Genomic DNA, 14,893 nt, shown 5'->3' with positions numbered 1-14,893 from the left:
TCTCGGAGCAGCACGAGTTCCGGAGCTTGAACTTTTCATCTGTTGGCCTTGAGTGGCCGGTTTGGGTCGGAAGAGGACCTTACTGGCATGCGAATGCGTGAGCTATCGCACAAGTAGCGCCCACGTCCAGTAGACCGCGATCGCAAGCTGCACGAAGAAAAAGAAGAAGCGAATGTTGACCGCGAAGACACTCAGGGAAACGAGATGAGTGATTGATTGGCTTATGCGAGCAAGCAGGAGCCACGGAGCCAACGAGTCAGTAAGCCCGGTACGTCCGGTCGCAATGGCTGTAAGCAAGAGGCCGCCAAAGACGGGAAGCCCTTCAATGCAATTGGCATGCGCGCGCGCGAGCCGTTGCAGGAACGGAGAGAGGTTGGCGTTGTCCGGCCTGAATTCATTGGATTTGGTGCGTCCGGAGAGAACAAGATAGGAGCGAACGACCTCCATGAGCACGAGTAGGACGAGTGTCCAAGCTATGAAGAGGGTCAGTACCAAAGCAGATGTACTCATCGACAAACTCTCCCATGTGGTTGAATGGATGGCGGTAGGTATAGGCCTGCTTCGGTCGAAAGAGGACATTCCGTATTCGTTGAACCATTGCACTGCGTGGGCCTAACGCCTGACGATTATGGGTTTTCTGGAACCCATTTGCGCTGTCCACTGCGGCGCTTGGATGCCCCGGCGTGGTTTGAAGCGTAGCGCCTCCCTTTCCACGAGGCGCCATGAAGCGGCCGCAAGTGCGAGTGTCACGGGAATCCGAGAGACGGGATACCTGCGTATCCCGTCATTGTCCCGTCAAAAGTGACGGGATTCTCGGCGATTGCGTCAATGTCGAGAGGGCAACGGCCACCTGGGTGGGAACCACCCATCCGTAGCGGCTACCGACGAGTGATGGTGTCCCGGCGGAAGCGACTGGTAATCGTCGCTGCAGCCCATTCCCTATCGCTGATAATGGCTCGCGCTTCCCTGCTTTTTTCGACAAGACGCCCCCGCGACCAGCCGTGACTCGGCGACCACAACTCATGACATATGGCATTGCTGCGGCCCGCGACTACGATCCTGGAAGGCCGTCGGTGTGCTTCGCCGCCAGCCATGCTCACTTCCCAATACCGAGTTCGCCATGCGTCGAGCCCTTGCCTTTGGCCTGTTATTGGCCCTTGCCTCCTCCCCGGTGGTGGCCGAGACGCAGTGGACGCCGTTCCAGCTGCGTGAGGTGTCTGGCATCCGTCCCTTTGTGGAGGTGCGCATCAACCAGGTGCCGTTTTCCTTCATGGTGCATGCCAATGCGGGGTTCTACGCCATGACCACCCATGCCAATGCGGAGCAGGCCGGGGTCGGGCCGCTGCAGTCCAGTGGGCATTACGGCATTACCGCGCCCGGCCAGGTCAGCGACCTGGGTGTGGCCACGACTACGGTAAAGACGCTGCAGGTGGGCGATGACGTGGTGAAGGACGCGCCGCTCAAGGTGTTTGAGGTGCCGCAGAAGCAGACCATGCAGGGCATGTTGGGCATGGGCTGGTTGCGTGCGCGGCGGGTGCTGGTGGATTTTGATCAGCACCGCATCGGCATTCCGCATTCGTCGGCAGACACCTCGCAGGAACGCCGGCGCTTGCTGGCTGCGGGCTATGCCGCGCACGCCATGCAGTGGAACGCCGCCACCAACGAATACGAGGTGCAGGTGGCGCTCAACGATGCGAGCGCCAATTTTGTGGTCTCCACGGTGGCCAAATTCTTGATCGATGACCACACGGCCAAGCGCGCCAACATCACCCTTGGCAAGGTAGTGGATACCTATGGCGGGCCCAGCGGCACCACCGGCAAGGCATACGCAGCGGCCAGTGCGCTATCGCTGAGCATCGAAGGTCAGGCGGTGAAAGTGCCCGACAACACCCGGGTGCTGGATCTGTATGGCTACGAAGCCACTACGCGACCAGCGTCGCCAGCGGAGCAGATCGGCGGTTTTCTGGGGGCCGATGTGATGCTGGCGAATCATGCGGTGATCGATTTTGGGGATGGGGTGTTGTATTTGAAGCCGTGATTGGGGTTGGTTTGGTTGGCAACGCCGCCGGGCTTATTCAACCCGGATGGGTTGCGAGCTTATCGGCAATCTTGCGGGGCTTGGTTTTGTCCGGTGACTGAGGCTGGAGCCGAAAGTCACTGGATCACTTGCTGCTCTCGCCCCTTCGGGGCCGCTCTTTGGGGCGTTCTGCGCGCTTCGCGCTTGCCCCGCCTTTGCCCCTTTTCGGCGAACCTGAAATCTACTGCGCCACCCTGTTTTTGTACTCATAGTCTGTGTCGGGGGTTCAGTAAACCCACAAACGATGAGGTTCTAAAAGGTGCGAACGATGATGTTCCGTTCAAGAGCGCGCTCGATCAGCGCCTTCTCGATGGCTGGCCAGCGGTCGTGTGGCGTGCCCTTCTCGCGGAGCTGCGCCGCGGTGAGGCCGGTGGGTGCGAGATCCTCGCCGTAGATCACCATCACTTCCTTGCGCTGCTCGGCATCGGGCAGATGGACCAGGCGCACGTACATGCCGTTGGCGGGCCGCTGGTAGCCCTTGGCGGCGAGCAAACGTCGCTGGTGGTCGCCATCGGAGTCCTTCTCGGTCGGCTCATCGGCGCTCTGTACCCAGGTGTCCAGATGAAACTCCAGGCCGTTGATGGTGATGCGACGCGATGCGGAGTAATCGTGATGCAGCTCGGGGCGTTCGGGGATGTATGCCTCGAACTGCACCCAGTAGAGACGCTGGATGCGTTTGTCAGCATCGGCATCGACGAACAGATGCATCTCGCAATCGTCGAAGCCCAGCAGCAGCCAGCGATCCGCGCCAACGTACTTCGCCGTGGACGGCAGGTCGATGCGCATGCGCGGATCGTGCGTGGAGGTGACGGAGGTGCCACTCACTGTCCGCTCCGGCTCCATGGCGAACGCGGGCAGTGCACAGGCCAGTGCCAGCGCCAGCATGGCGATTGTTTTCCACATGACGTACCTCATCGTTCTGTGTCGGGATGGGTGCAGCGCGGCGATATCCGCATTGCCGCAAGATCATGAGGCAACAGGCGTGCCACGTGCCTGGCGTCCGACAACGGCGCAGCATGGGCCTTGCGGCGCGTGGCCCGCGGGATTCACGTTGTCCGCGGACACCCGGCGGACGTCCGCTTCCGCACGAGATCAGTTCTTGCTGGCGCCCGCCTGCTTCGCCACCTGCGCGCAGTTGTTGCCATAGGTGCGCAGGTCCTTGCGCACCGCATCGAGCGACATCCAGAAGCCGTAACGCACAGCCCCGCCCCGATCGGCGAGCCATGCCGCCATCAGGTTCGCCGACAGCAGCTGGTTGAGCTGGGTCACGGGCAGCGGCTGGCTGAACACCACCGCCTGGTCCATCGCCGAGGCGTTGACGCGCTCGCTGCCGTTGATGGGCTGGTCGTTGATCTCGAAGTACGAACGCGTGGCGCGCGCCACCATCTGCCGGGCGCGCTCCGCGCCGATGGCGTAGTAGGCGGTGAGGGTGAGGCCATCGGGGCGGCACTGCAGGGTGATGCGATGCTCACCCTCGCGCGTCATCTGCGTGATCGAGATCGAAGCGACGTTGCTGATCGGCATGTTGACGGCGGTGGGCAGCAGGCGTCCGTTGTTGGAGAAGCCATTGGCCAGCATCTGATCCGCGTTGAGCCACGTCACCTCGCCGCTGGCCGCGCTGCCGAACACCTGCGGGTTCACGCCCATGTCTTTCAGATAGGCGGCGACATCGGTAGTGGGCGTCACCGTGGTGGACAGCGGTTGCGCGCCGAAACGATCGCTGCCGGTTGGCGCCCAGCGAAACATGCCGCCCGCATAAGCATAGGCACAGGCGTTCACGCACTGCGAGGACTTGGGCACGATGGGCTGGCGCGCGGTCTTGCGCGGCGAACCCAGGTGGGTGGTCATGTTGCCGGCGCGGAACAGGCGGCCGAGGGCGATGCCTGCGGCGACATCGCCGCCGGGCGAGTTGAGATAGATATCGCTGTTCGGCGGAATCCTGCGCGACTGGATCATCGACTGCACGCGCTGCGCGGCACCCGCATCGATGGTCCCATACAGATAGACCTGCGGTACCTTGGCTACCGAGATCGTCATGCGGTCGTCGTTGACCTGGATGGCGAGCTGGTCGCTTCCCGTATTCTGGGTACTGCGTGAGGGGCTTTCGCCATGCGCGTTCAGTGCTGCAAAGCCAGCGACCAGCATGCTGGCCAGCAGGAACGAACGGCGAAACCGGGACCGGAGATGACGCTGGACATGAACGACGGGCACGCGGCTGATCCTGCAACAGAAGGCGGCAAGTGTGCGTCAAGCAGGATGTCCCGTGAGTGAAGAGGTCGTAAGAGGGCGTTCCCGCGTGCGGACAATGCGGACGTCCGCCAGGTTGTCCGCGGACGCATCACGGGTGCCGCACTTGCCCGCAAGTGCCTGATATGACGTATCCGAGCTGCCCAGCGTGGGCTGGCATGCCGCTTGCTCTGGTGGAGGCAAGGGCCATGCACGAGGTGCTGGCCGTCCCTGTTGCTATCGTGGAAGCGAAGGCTCCGCGTATCGCCCAACCATCCGCCTGGAGAGCTGATTTGAATATCTTGCGTGCATCCCTGTTCGTCACGTTGTTGCTTGCGATCGGTGCCCCTGTCGATCGCGTTCGCGCCGATGAGGCACCGGCCAAGCCAGCCGCCGCCGCTACGCCGGACAAGTCGATGATCTCGCGCGACGAAGTGCGCCGCATCCTCGACAGCAATCGCATGATCGTGACCCCGCAGGGTGTCGACGAGAAGATCAAGTTGCACATCAACGGCATCGACCAGTGGATTTCGGTGCGCGGCAAGGATCGCCGCAACCCCATCCTGCTGTTCCTGCACGGCGGTCCGGCCTCGCCGGCGATGCCCGAGGGCTACACCTTCCAGACGCCGTGGGAGGATTACTTCACCGTGGTGCAGTGGGACCAGCGCGGTTCGGGCAAGACCTATCGCGCCAACACCGAAGCGGCGATGGCGCCGGGCATGACGGTGGACGGCATGACCGACGATGCCGCCCAGGTGACCCAGTACCTGCGCGAGCACTACAACAAGAAGAAGATCTTCCTGCTCGGCCATTCCTGGGGCACGGTGCTCGGCGTGCATCTGGCGCAGTTGCATCCGGACTGGTTCTACGCATACATCTCGGTGGGCCAGGTGGTGAACGGCCGCCGCAACGAAGCCATCGGCTACAACTACGCGCTAAGCCGCGCCAAGGCCGAAAACAACACCAAGGCGATCGCCGAACTGGAAGCCATCGGCCCGTATCCGGGCGACACCAAGCTCACCATCGAACGCATCGGCGTGCGCAGCACCTGGGAGATGTACTACGGCGGCCTGGCCTGGGGCCGCAAGGATTTCCAGTTCGATAGCGATGCCGAGGAACTCTCGCCTGACTACAACCACGACGATCTGGTGGCCATCGACAAGGGCAGCCTGTTCTCGCTGAACCACCTGCTCGATCCGCTGCTGGACGTGGACTTCGATCACGTCACGAACTTCAAGCTGCCGGTGATCGTGTTCGCTGGCGCCCACGACTACACCACGCCCCACGAAACCGCCGAGAAATGGTTCGGCGATCTGCAGGCGCCGTCCAAGCGCCTGGTGATCTTCGCCGATTCGGCCCACATGATGATGCAGGAACAGCCCGGCCGCTTCCTGCTGCACCTTGTGAACGATGCGTTGCCGCTGGCGCAGCAGGCGGGTGACGCGGCGCCGGCGGAAGTGACGCGCGACAAGTAAGCCGCCAGCGTGTGGCTTCGCTGCGGAACCTTCCTGGAGTTGGCGACAAGCGAGGCGGACTGAAACGATGGGCTTCATGCGGCGATAGCCGATTCCCGGGCGAAGCAAACGAATGTTGCAGAACAAAATCACACTGCACGCCGGCGGCGTGCGGTGTCTTAATGTTCGGCAAGCGCGTCACTTGGGCTCGCACCCAGCAAGCGACTCGCTACTCACCCCAGGTACGGCCGCTCCACCGAAAAGAGCGAGCGATAGGCGAAGTCTCGCCATTCGCGAGGCGCCTTCTCTCCCATCAGATAGATGCCTGCCACGTAGGCATGTCCGCGCAGCTCCAGCGGCACGCCATCGAGCTGTGCCTGGGCAGCGCGGGCATCGCCATGGCGCGCGAGCTCGATGAAGCTCTTCATTTTCGCCACGGCATCGGGTGAATCGTAATAGCGTTGAATCTTGCTCAGCTCTTCGGCGATCGCGGCGCTATCAGCGCTGGAGTTCGCTGCCAGGGCCAGCCACAGGGTGTCGCGGTCGATGCCGGCGCCAGGTGGAAGCGACGCAACGCGAAGGCGAAGATAGGGCGATGCGCCGATCGACGCGGCGGCCATGCGCAACACATGCCCGGCCATCGGCGTGCCGGCAGCCGCCCGGACGGCTTCGTCGATCTGACCGTTGGACAGCATCGCTATCGCGCGGTAGTTCCCCTGCCGCACCGTCGTGCCGCGTTCGAACGTCAGTATGTTGCCGAGTGCGGTCGACTCGCGAACGTATTCGGCGGCCTTTTTCTGCGCGTTGCCGGGGTCGATCAAGCGAGTCAGCCGCAAGGCTTCCACCGCGGTGCCCTGACGCAACGACAAACTGTGGGGCATCGCTTGCTCGTAGGTCTGCAATGCTTCCTCGTAGCGGCCGTGCTCGCTTGCCACCGATGCAGCGGCATTGGCGAACCACGGCGAATCGGGCCAGCGGCGATGCCCTTCCTCGAAGCCGGTATCGCGTTCCTTGCCCGCGGGCAGGCAGCGGACCGCCAGATACGCGGCATCGGCCTGCGTGGGCTCGGCCGCCGATTGCGCCCGGCTGCGTGCGCAGACCGCATCGGAACCTGCCTCGTGGGCGAGATCCTCTTCCAGGCGCCGCGAAATCATGTCGTGCGGAAAATGTTCCAGGCGTGCAGCAAAGGCCTGCTGGAAGCCAGCCGTATCCTTGGCCGCATACAACCAGTTGATCAGCTCCGGCGACTCGGGCGCATCGAAGCGCACATGCGCCAGCAACATGGCATTCGCTGCCGACTTGTCGCTGATCTGATCGGCCAGGATGTCCGGTGAAACGTGTTCCGGCGCATCGAGCACCGTCAACATGGCGCTGCCGGTCTTGCTTTGCACGCGGTCCGGCGGCTGGCTGAAAAGATATTGCGCACTGGCTGTTTGCCAACGCTGCGGTGTCGACAGCGTGGGTTCCGGCGCTCGCGCGTTGCCATAGACCGCGGTCCAATGGCGCAGCGGACTGGCGGCGGCGACGGTATAGATCAACTGCGTGGCGCCGCGATCCACCGTTGCCTTGAACGCTTCTACCGGTTCGCCGTCCAGTGTCTGGGTCACCACGGAAACGTCGCCGCCCTGCACCGTGACATCGGTATGTGCGCCCGGCTGTAGCTCGACGCGATGACCATCGATGGTGGTCACCACCGCGCGCGCCAGTCCGTTGTACACGATGACGTTGGCGCGACTGATGGTCCAGCCCAGCAGCAGGACCGAACCCACGATGGCGACGGCCACCAGGCCGCGGGCGAGGCCGGGAAAGAAGCCGCTGGCGGTGCGGAAGCGTTCCCAGAATCCGGGCTTCTCGGCGTGTTGGCCGCGCTCGGCTCCCACCAGGAGGGTCTGGTATTCGACCGGCACCGAGGGCATCTCCGCAGGTGCATCGGGAGGGGCCGTGCCCTGGGTCGCCGATGCAACGATGGCTTCGGCGTGGAGCAGCTCGTCGAGGGCGGCGCGCCGAAGCGCTGACAACCAGCCGGCCGTGTGGTCGACCCACTGGTCGACGATGCGCAGCCAGTCGTTGATGTTGGCGCGCACCGGCTGATTCAAGCCGAATTTGCCCAGGGCCTCCCTCCAGTCCTCGCAGTGCATTTGCGCCAACACCTTCGCGCCGGGGCGGACCTGCGAAGCACCGTCGTAGACAACGCCGAGCGAACGGTGGACGTCACTGGCAGCAGCGAGGATATGGCGCACTCCCTGCTCATTGATGGCGCCGGCAGCGGTGGCACGCTGCCACCAGCGTGCCAGGCTGGCGCGTGCATCGCGCACGTTCACCTCGTTGTGTTCGGCGTAGTGAACCAACGCAAGCAAGCCCCGTAGATAGGCATGCCACTCGGGCGATAGCTTCGCGGCGGCCGCCAGATGCAGGCTGCGCACCCGCTTGAGGCTACCCTCCAGGCTGGCGCGCATGGCCGAGCGTTCCTGGTGCACGGTGCCGATGGCCGTGGCCAGTTCGTTGCGCTTGATGATCTTCCCGCGATGGCGGATGACCCCGTCGGGTGCGTCGTAGACCCGGTCGCGCAGCGAGCAAAGCAAGGCGTGCTCGCGTTCCAAGGAACGAAGCTGCGAGAGTTCCTCGCTCAATCGCGCGGGATAGAGATCGTCGAGGTGCAGCGGCTGCGTGACTGGAGCGTGCCCGTGCAACTCGTCGATCCGCCGGGCGTGCCTGGTCGCCGGAAGCCCCAGGTAGATGCCGCGATAGGCCGAGCGAAGATGCTCCCTGCCGAATTGCTCGTCCAGGCGCTGCAAGGTGATGTCTTCGCCGACGGTCGCATGTTCGGTCGCGCCTTCGATGTCGCGCGTCATGCGTTCACGTACGCCGTCGGCATCGTCGAAGGCCAGCCATGCCGGCCGCTGATCGGCATCGGCGAACAGGTAGCGGCGCTTGGCGTTCTGTTCGCGCTCATGGTTCATCGGATGGGTGGACCACATCCGTGGCGGCTGCGCCAGCTCGCCGGAGAAGACCCGGAAGGACGCATCGCCGCCCGCGGGCACCTGGATGCGTTCGACGTAGCGCGCGTCGTTGTAGATCGTTCCCAGCCGCTCCGCGATGGCTTGCTGCACCTGGAACACATCGCGCGGCGGTTTGCCGGCGCCCACTTCCCCGCGCACGAAATTGATCGTGCGGTCCCATGCATCGTCGGCGAGCTGCAGGCGATGCAACGCATGGACAATCGCATCGCTGCCGGCGAGCGACACGGCGACCAGATCCGCCTGCATCTCCATCTCGCGCGACAGTGCCCGCTGCGCAATCACCACCAGCCGGAACACGGCGTCGACCACCGCCCGCAATGCCCAGATGATCACCGAGAGCAGCCAGCCGACCCACGCGATGCGGATGTCCACCCGCGACAGCTGGCGCAGGAATTGATCCAGTGCGTCCCGTCGGCCCACGATGTGCGCAGCGATCTGCTGGGTGGTGTAGACCCATCGTCCCACCGCCATGGAGCGCTGCCCGAAGTGGCCGAACTCGTGCGCAAGCACGGCCTTCAGCTCGCTCAGGTTGAGCATGTTCACCAGCCCGAGACCGATTTCCAGGTTCTTTCGCGAGGGGAACAGCAGGTTGAGCAACGAGAGATCGTAGTACACGGCGGCGTTCACGCGGGGCGTGACAAACACCTTGTGCGGGCGCGGCGCGCCGGCTTCATCGGCAATGCGATCGAGAAAGGCGAACAGGCGCGGTTGCTCGTTCCGCTTGAGTTGGATGCCACCGCCGCTGGCGCCCTTCTTGATGAAGAACAGCGCCTTGATCATGAAGACCGCCAGGAACAGGCTCGATATGCCGGCGATGAACTGGAGCAGGCCGTTGCCCGAGCCGATCTTCGCCAGCTCGCCGAGACCGGTGACGATGAACCACGCCGTCAGCGCGAAATAGATGGCGATGAACAGCAGCAGGCTGCCAACCGCGATCCAGGCCTGGCGTTTGTACGAGGCGCTCGGACGCGTGTAGTTGGCCGGTACATCGGCGGGGCCCGCCGGATAAAGGGTTTCCATGGCATTCGTTCCTGACCCGGCCATCCGGTGGGTCGCTTGGGTATCGATCAGCGCAACGGGAGGTTACCGACGTCGCGCGCGGTGAGTGATCACTTCGCGAGTGCGGCCGCGATGCGCGAAGGCTTGAGGATGCGACCGATCTTCAGGCGCCTCGCCTTCAGATCATTCAGCACGAAGGCGATCTCCGCCTCGCTCGGTCGCAGGGGCTGCAGCGTGCGGGCTATCCAGGGCGTGAGCTTGCGACGGCCATAGCGATGCGCGGCGGTGTTGAGGCCCCACAACAGCACGCCCATGCCAGCGATGCCCCCCGCGATAGCCAAAGCGGTGCCGTAGGGTTCCGGCAGGCGCTCCACCTGGGTGAATACAAGCATGGCCAATGCGGGGCCGGCGAACAGGCAGGCCAGGCCGACCAGATCCACATGTATATGGCGGAACCTGGCATCGACCACCGGCGACAGCACGAGGAACGGCTGCTGGATCAGCGCGCGGCGCACACTGATCGGTACCGTGTCCGGCGCCAGGCGCAGTGCATCCTCGATCTTCATGCGCTCGCCGTACACTTCGTCGAACGAGGGAAAACTGCGAGCGAGGATGTCGCGCACATGCGCGGGCTTTTTCGCCGTCGCCACATACTGCCTGGGTGCGCCGCCTTGCAACAGCTTGCAGCCCTGGCATACGCGCTCATAGCCCTCCAGCGTATTCGCACTGGTCGGGATGTAATAGATGTGCGAGTAGCTGCGCACCTCGCGCAGCAGGAACGTTTGGGCTTCGCGGCACATCGGGCAGAAGTCGGCCACGTAGCCCATCTTCTTGCGCGATACGCGCCTGCCCCAGAATATCAACATGGTCGTCTCCCTGATGGCTTACCGCAAAACCCGCGCGTGGCGCGAGCGATCCCTTTTCTTCGCCGCTAAGGGCGTGCGAGGCCTGGACGAGCCTGGTATGGCGATGCGAAATGGATTCCCTGGATCATTGTCTCCCCCAAGACAACGGGCGGCTGGATGTGTCATGTGGACGGCCGCCCGAGGCATCCACCGGCCATGGGCCGCGGGGTAGCTTGCACGCATGCCGGACGCTCGGCAACTGGCCCGAGGTTATAGCGAGGGGCTCGCCAAAGGCGTCAGCGCGCCGAGCCCGCAAACAAAAAAAGCGCCGTGCAGCGTGTGCACGGCGCCTTGCCGACCTGGCCGACTCAGGAGCCGGCGTGCTTGGCGGCTTGCTCGATCAACGCCGCCACTTCCTTCGGGTGCGATTCGTACACCGAGTGGCTGGCACCCTTGATCTCGATCGTGTGGCTGCCGGCGCGCTTGGCGTACATGCGTTCCAGGTCCGGGTTGATGATGCGGTCGGAGGTGGCCACCGCGTACCAGCTGGGCTTGTCCTTCCATGCCGGATGGCCGGCAGGCGCGGCGAAGACGGAGGCCGCGGTCAGCTCCTGCGAGTTCGCCTCGAACTGCGCCTGCGGCAGCGGCAGGTCGGCGGCGAAGTCGGCGGGGTAGTGGGCCGGGTCGAGATAGAGGAAGCCGTCGGCGGTTTTCTTGATGTCGGTGGTCTGGCTGGTGGCGCTGGGGAAACGCTTGCCGTTCGCCACTTCAGTTTCGCCCTGGTCGAGCGCGTGTGCCGCGATGTAGACCAGGCCGACCACCTTCGAATCGTTGCCAACATCCGTGACCAACGCACCGCCGTAACTGTGGCCCACGAGAATGGTAGGACCATCCTGCATGTCAACGATGCGTTTCACGGCTGTCACATCGTCGTTGAACGATGTCAGCGGATGCTCGGCGACGGAGACGTGGTAGCCGTCCTTGACCAGGATGTCGTACACGGGCTTCCAGCCGCTGCCGTTGACCCATGCGCCATGCACGAGGACGATGTTGTGCACGGGCTCGGCAGCCAGTGCCGGGGCGGAGGCAACGACGCCGAGCAGCAGGGCGGCGGCCAGCAGGTTGCGATGGAGAATGCGCTTGTTCACGGAGAGGTCCTCGCGACGGGGATGGGGAGGTGGCGCCGGGGCGTCATCGAATACGGGGGTTGCGGTGCGCCGGGGGAGACGATGTTTCCCGGATGGATAAAGCCTAGCGCAGGCGAAAGCGTTGATTTATGAAGTTTCCAGCGACGATTGAGAGGCTTTGCCGATGAGACCCTTGCCCACCGAATTGCTGCGCAGTTTCGTCGTGGTGGCGCAGACGGCCAGCTTCACCGCGGCGTCCGAACTTCTGTGCCTGTCACAATCGACCGTCAGCCAGCACGTTCGCCGATTGGAGGATCTGGTCGGCGTGCCGTTGTTCGAGCGCGACACGCGCAACGTGCGCCTGTCCCAGCAGGGCGACGCATTGCATCGCTACGCGGTGCGCATTCTCGAGCTGATGGATGAGGCGATGACCACGGTCTGCGGTCCGCCGTTGAACGGCACGGTGCGCCTGGGTCTTCCCGAGGACTTCGCCTCGTCGCGACTCGCCGCGGCGCTGGGCAGTTTCGTGCGGCGCAATCCGGAGGTGGACCTGGTGATCCGCACCGGCTTGAGCGGCGACCTGTTTCGCGAACTGGACGAGAACAAGCACGACCTGGTGTTTGCCAAGCGGCTCAGCGGCAGCCATCGCGGCTACGTGGTGAAGAGCGAGCCGTTGCACTGGTGCGGCAGTGCTTCAACGCCGTTGAGCGTCGATCAGACGATCCTGCCTTTGGCCGTCCATCCGGAACCGAGCATCACCCGCTCGCGCATTTTCGAGGCGTTGAAGTCGGTCAACCGTTCGTACCGTGTCGTGGTGGTCAGCAGCAGCGTGATGGTGATCCAGGCGGCCGTGATGGCCGGGCTGGGTGTGTCCGCATTCACCGGCTATGCCATGCCCGAGGGCATCGTGCCGCTCGATAGCGATCTTCCCGACCTGGGCGTGCTCGAATACGTGATCGATCGGCAGACCTCGATCTCGCAGGCCGCGCAGGCGCTGGAGCGTGTGTTGGCGGACGCGGCGAAGGACCTTTGATCGGGGCCTTCGCCGCGCGTGCCCATCAAGCGATGGCGCGCACCTTGAAGGATTTCGTCGCGCGCACCGCCAGCACGATGAACACGATCAGCACCACCAGTTGCGTGGCGCCGAACAGTTTCTGGCGCAGATCCGGAGCCAGGCCGCTAAGCACCGGCCACTTGGCGAAGATCTGCGCCACCAGCACGAATACCAGGAAGTATTCGCTGATCACGATGCCGATGGGGAACTGCGCCGTCCAGAAGCCGGAGCGGCCGATGGAACGGCGTGCCATCACCGTCCATGCCAGCACGAGCAACGCGATGACGCCCACGACGATGGCGGGCGTGACGCCATGAAACGGGAAGAAGAAACCGGTGACGCTGGTGATCACGGCCGTCCAGAGGAAGGTCGTGAGCGCGCCCGAGCGGTGACGGCCGATCATCAGGTCGCGAATGGCCCAAAAGCCGACGATGGTCGCGACGAGACTTATCAGGGTGTGAAAAGCGGTAAGCCAACCTAGCGGCGTATTCATCAATGCGCTCCGTGGTCATGTGACGGGAACAAACGTGGGTACGGCTCGCGGTGGGGCGATGCATCGCGATGCTGCCTGGGTTGTTGCATGGATGCTTTGCTGAAGTGGCCGGCGTCCCCTCGCCGGCGCTGCCTACTATGCGCCCGGAATCGTGGCGGTCTCAACCGGTCGTGGGGTCTAGCGGCCGGCTGACCGGCCGCACGGGGCGGCAGTTGGCTCCCTCGGCGCGGTGAGTTCTTGTAAAGCGCCGTGCGCAAAGGGCATATTGGCCGGGCAGCAGTTTGCCGTTGGGAGTAGTCATGCGGGTCCGCCTCGAAGATGTAGCGCGCGCGACGGGTGTCTCGCCAAAAACGGTTTCCCGCGTCCTCAACGAAGAATCCTCGGTGAAGGAATCCACCCGCCAGAAGGTGCTGGCGGCGATGGAATCGATGAATTACCGCCCCAGTCCCGCGGCGCGGGGCCTGGCCGGCAGCCGCTCGTTCCTGGTGGCGATGCTTTATGACAACAACGACAACCCGGCCTCGACCTACCTGGCCGAGGTGCAGGACGGCGTGCTCGACGCCTGCGATGCGCACCGCTACAGCATGATGGCCTGCCCGCTGCGCATGCGCGGCCAGGACTTCATCCGTCGTGTCGATGCGCTGGTGTTCGATCACCACATCGAAGGCGTGATCATGACGCCGCCGCTCACCGACTACGCGCCGCTGCTGCAGCGCCTGAAAGAGCACGGCGTACCGCATTCGAGCATCTCGCCGGTGCATCGCGAGGCTTCCATCGGCGTGTGCATGGACGAGCAGCAGGCGGCGAAGGCGCTGGTGATGCAGCTGGTGGAGCTGGGCCATCGCCGGATCGCGCACATCGTGGGCATCGCCAACCACGGCGCCAGCCGCTGGCGCATGGCGGGCTACAAGGATGCGCTGGCGGCCGCCGGGCTGCCGTTCGATCCGCACTACGTGGTGCAGGGTGAATTCTCGTTCGGTTCGGGCGTGCTGGCGGCGCGCGAATTGTTTGCGCTGCCCGAATTGCCCACCGCCATCTTCGCCGCCAACGACGACATGGCTGCCGGCGTGATGTGGGCCGCCAACGAGCGCGGCCTGAAAGTGCCGCGCGATCTCTCCGTCTGCGGTTTCGACGACACGCCGTTGGCCACGCAGCTGTGGCCGCCGCTGACCACGGTGCGTCAGCCCAGTCGCGAGATGGGCAAGCTGGCGGCGCTGCAGTTGATGGAAGTGCTGCGCGGCCGCGGGCCGGGCCTGCTGGTGCAGGTGCCGTATACGTTGCAGCTGCGCGAGTCGACGGCGCGGGTGCCGTAGGGCTTTGGTTTCGCATGGGGCCTGAGGCGGGCCCGAGTCGCGCACAGGGTGCGCTCCCACAGAGATAGCTGAGTGCCCGCCTAGTTCTGTGGGAGCGCACCCTGTGCGCGACGGCCCCCCTCAGGCTACGGCCGTACGAACCGGACTGGATCCCCTAATATCTTGTTTATACGAGGAAAAGCAGGCCGGCCACGCCTTTCTGCCCCCTCCACCCGCCTTGCTGCATCGCGAATTGACAGCGCTGTCATTTCTGTCAGTCTGCAGACCGACTGGCTCCAAGGGGGA

At 64.2% G+C, this 14,893-nt stretch carries 11 protein-coding genes; 4 read left to right on the top strand and 7 right to left on the bottom strand.

Going from position 1 to position 14,893, the window contains the following annotated elements; all coding sequences use genetic code 11:
- Positions 1 to 102: 102 nt before the first annotated feature.
- Complete coding sequence (locus ISP20_RS18460) at positions 103 to 510, bottom strand: MAPEG family protein (RefSeq protein WP_204637604.1); 408 nt, start codon at positions 508 to 510, stop codon at positions 103 to 105.
- A gap of 610 nt (positions 511 to 1,120) precedes the next feature.
- Between ISP20_RS18460 and ISP20_RS18455 the strand changes: the two genes are divergently transcribed.
- Positions 1,121 to 2,038, top strand: a complete 918-nt coding sequence (locus ISP20_RS18455; RefSeq protein ID WP_204637603.1) for a retroviral-like aspartic protease family protein — start codon at positions 1,121 to 1,123, stop codon at positions 2,036 to 2,038.
- 291 nt (positions 2,039 to 2,329) lie between these two features.
- On the opposite strand, the gene ISP20_RS18450 is transcribed toward ISP20_RS18455, so the two are convergent.
- A complete protein-coding gene (locus ISP20_RS18450; protein ID WP_204637602.1) occupies positions 2,330 to 2,980 on the bottom strand; it encodes a hypothetical protein in 651 nt (216 codons plus the stop codon).
- Between the two features lie 189 nt (positions 2,981 to 3,169).
- Positions 3,170 to 4,288 carry a hypothetical protein gene (locus ISP20_RS18445; RefSeq protein ID WP_204637601.1) on the bottom strand — a complete coding sequence of 373 codons (1,119 nt, stop codon included), beginning with the start codon at positions 4,286 to 4,288 and terminating at the stop codon, positions 3,170 to 3,172.
- A gap of 308 nt (positions 4,289 to 4,596) precedes the next feature.
- Here ISP20_RS18445 and ISP20_RS18440 point away from each other — a divergent pair, with 308 nt between their 5' ends.
- Positions 4,597 to 5,778 carry an alpha/beta fold hydrolase gene (locus ISP20_RS18440; RefSeq protein WP_239536126.1) on the top strand — a complete coding sequence of 394 codons (1,182 nt, stop codon included), beginning with the start codon at positions 4,597 to 4,599 and terminating at the stop codon, positions 5,776 to 5,778.
- A 212-nt stretch (positions 5,779 to 5,990) separates the two neighbouring features.
- On the opposite strand, the gene ISP20_RS18435 is transcribed toward ISP20_RS18440, so the two are convergent.
- The 3 genes from ISP20_RS18435 to ISP20_RS18425 all read right to left on the bottom strand — a co-directional run bounded on the left by ISP20_RS18435 (position 5,991) and on the right by ISP20_RS18425 (position 11,769).
- On the bottom strand, positions 5,991 to 9,797 hold the full coding sequence (locus ISP20_RS18435; protein WP_204637600.1) for a M48 family metallopeptidase: 3,807 nt from the start codon (positions 9,795 to 9,797) through the stop codon (positions 5,991 to 5,993).
- Between the two features lie 89 nt (positions 9,798 to 9,886).
- The gene (locus ISP20_RS18430) at positions 9,887 to 10,642 is read right to left on the bottom strand and encodes a hypothetical protein (protein WP_204637599.1); all 756 of its coding nucleotides are present in this window, start codon (positions 10,640 to 10,642) and stop codon (positions 9,887 to 9,889) included.
- Between the two features lie 347 nt (positions 10,643 to 10,989).
- Positions 10,990 to 11,769 carry an alpha/beta fold hydrolase gene (locus ISP20_RS18425; protein WP_204637598.1) on the bottom strand — a complete coding sequence of 260 codons (780 nt, stop codon included), beginning with the start codon at positions 11,767 to 11,769 and terminating at the stop codon, positions 10,990 to 10,992.
- Positions 11,770 to 11,932: 163 nt separating this feature from the next.
- On the opposite strand from ISP20_RS18425, the gene ISP20_RS18420 reads away from it, so the two are divergent.
- Positions 11,933 to 12,781 carry a LysR family transcriptional regulator gene (locus ISP20_RS18420; RefSeq protein WP_204637597.1) on the top strand — a complete coding sequence of 283 codons (849 nt, stop codon included), beginning with the start codon at positions 11,933 to 11,935 and terminating at the stop codon, positions 12,779 to 12,781.
- A gap of 25 nt (positions 12,782 to 12,806) precedes the next feature.
- Here ISP20_RS18420 and ISP20_RS18415 read toward each other — a convergent pair whose 3' ends face one another.
- Positions 12,807 to 13,295: a hypothetical protein gene (locus tag ISP20_RS18415; protein ID WP_204637596.1), complete on the bottom strand. Its 489-nt coding sequence runs from the start codon at positions 13,293 to 13,295 to the stop codon at positions 12,807 to 12,809.
- A gap of 299 nt (positions 13,296 to 13,594) precedes the next feature.
- On the opposite strand from ISP20_RS18415, the gene ISP20_RS18410 reads away from it, so the two are divergent.
- Positions 13,595 to 14,608, top strand: a complete 1,014-nt coding sequence (locus ISP20_RS18410; protein ID WP_204637595.1) for a LacI family DNA-binding transcriptional regulator — start codon at positions 13,595 to 13,597, stop codon at positions 14,606 to 14,608.
- The last annotated feature ends 285 nt before the right edge of the window (positions 14,609 to 14,893 follow it).

Source organism: Dyella kyungheensis (assembly GCF_016905005.1).
Classification (GTDB): domain Bacteria; phylum Pseudomonadota; class Gammaproteobacteria; order Xanthomonadales; family Rhodanobacteraceae; genus Dyella; species Dyella kyungheensis.
The sequence above is the reverse complement of the archived record's forward strand: the minus strand, read 5'-3'. Positions and strand labels throughout refer to the sequence as shown.

What these genes read in the sequence shown, in the direction of transcription:
- ISP20_RS18460 (WP_204637604.1), bottom strand. Translation starts at nt 510, where the DNA reads ATGAGTACATCTGCTTTGGTACTGACCCTCTTCATAGCTTGGACACTC.
- ISP20_RS18435 (WP_204637600.1), bottom strand. Translation starts at nt 9,797, where the DNA reads ATGGAAACCCTTTATCCGGCGGGCCCCGCCGATGTACCGGCCAACTAC.
- ISP20_RS18420 (WP_204637597.1), top strand. Translation starts at nt 11,933, where the DNA reads ATGAGACCCTTGCCCACCGAATTGCTGCGCAGTTTCGTCGTGGTGGCG.
- ISP20_RS18455 (WP_204637603.1), top strand. Translation starts at nt 1,121, where the DNA reads ATGCGTCGAGCCCTTGCCTTTGGCCTGTTATTGGCCCTTGCCTCCTCC.
- ISP20_RS18430 (WP_204637599.1), bottom strand. Translation starts at nt 10,642, where the DNA reads ATGTTGATATTCTGGGGCAGGCGCGTATCGCGCAAGAAGATGGGCTAC.
- ISP20_RS18410 (WP_204637595.1), top strand. Translation starts at nt 13,595, where the DNA reads ATGCGGGTCCGCCTCGAAGATGTAGCGCGCGCGACGGGTGTCTCGCCA.
- ISP20_RS18415 (WP_204637596.1), bottom strand. Translation starts at nt 13,295, where the DNA reads ATGAATACGCCGCTAGGTTGGCTTACCGCTTTTCACACCCTGATAAGT.
- ISP20_RS18450 (WP_204637602.1), bottom strand. Translation starts at nt 2,980, where the DNA reads ATGTGGAAAACAATCGCCATGCTGGCGCTGGCACTGGCCTGTGCACTG.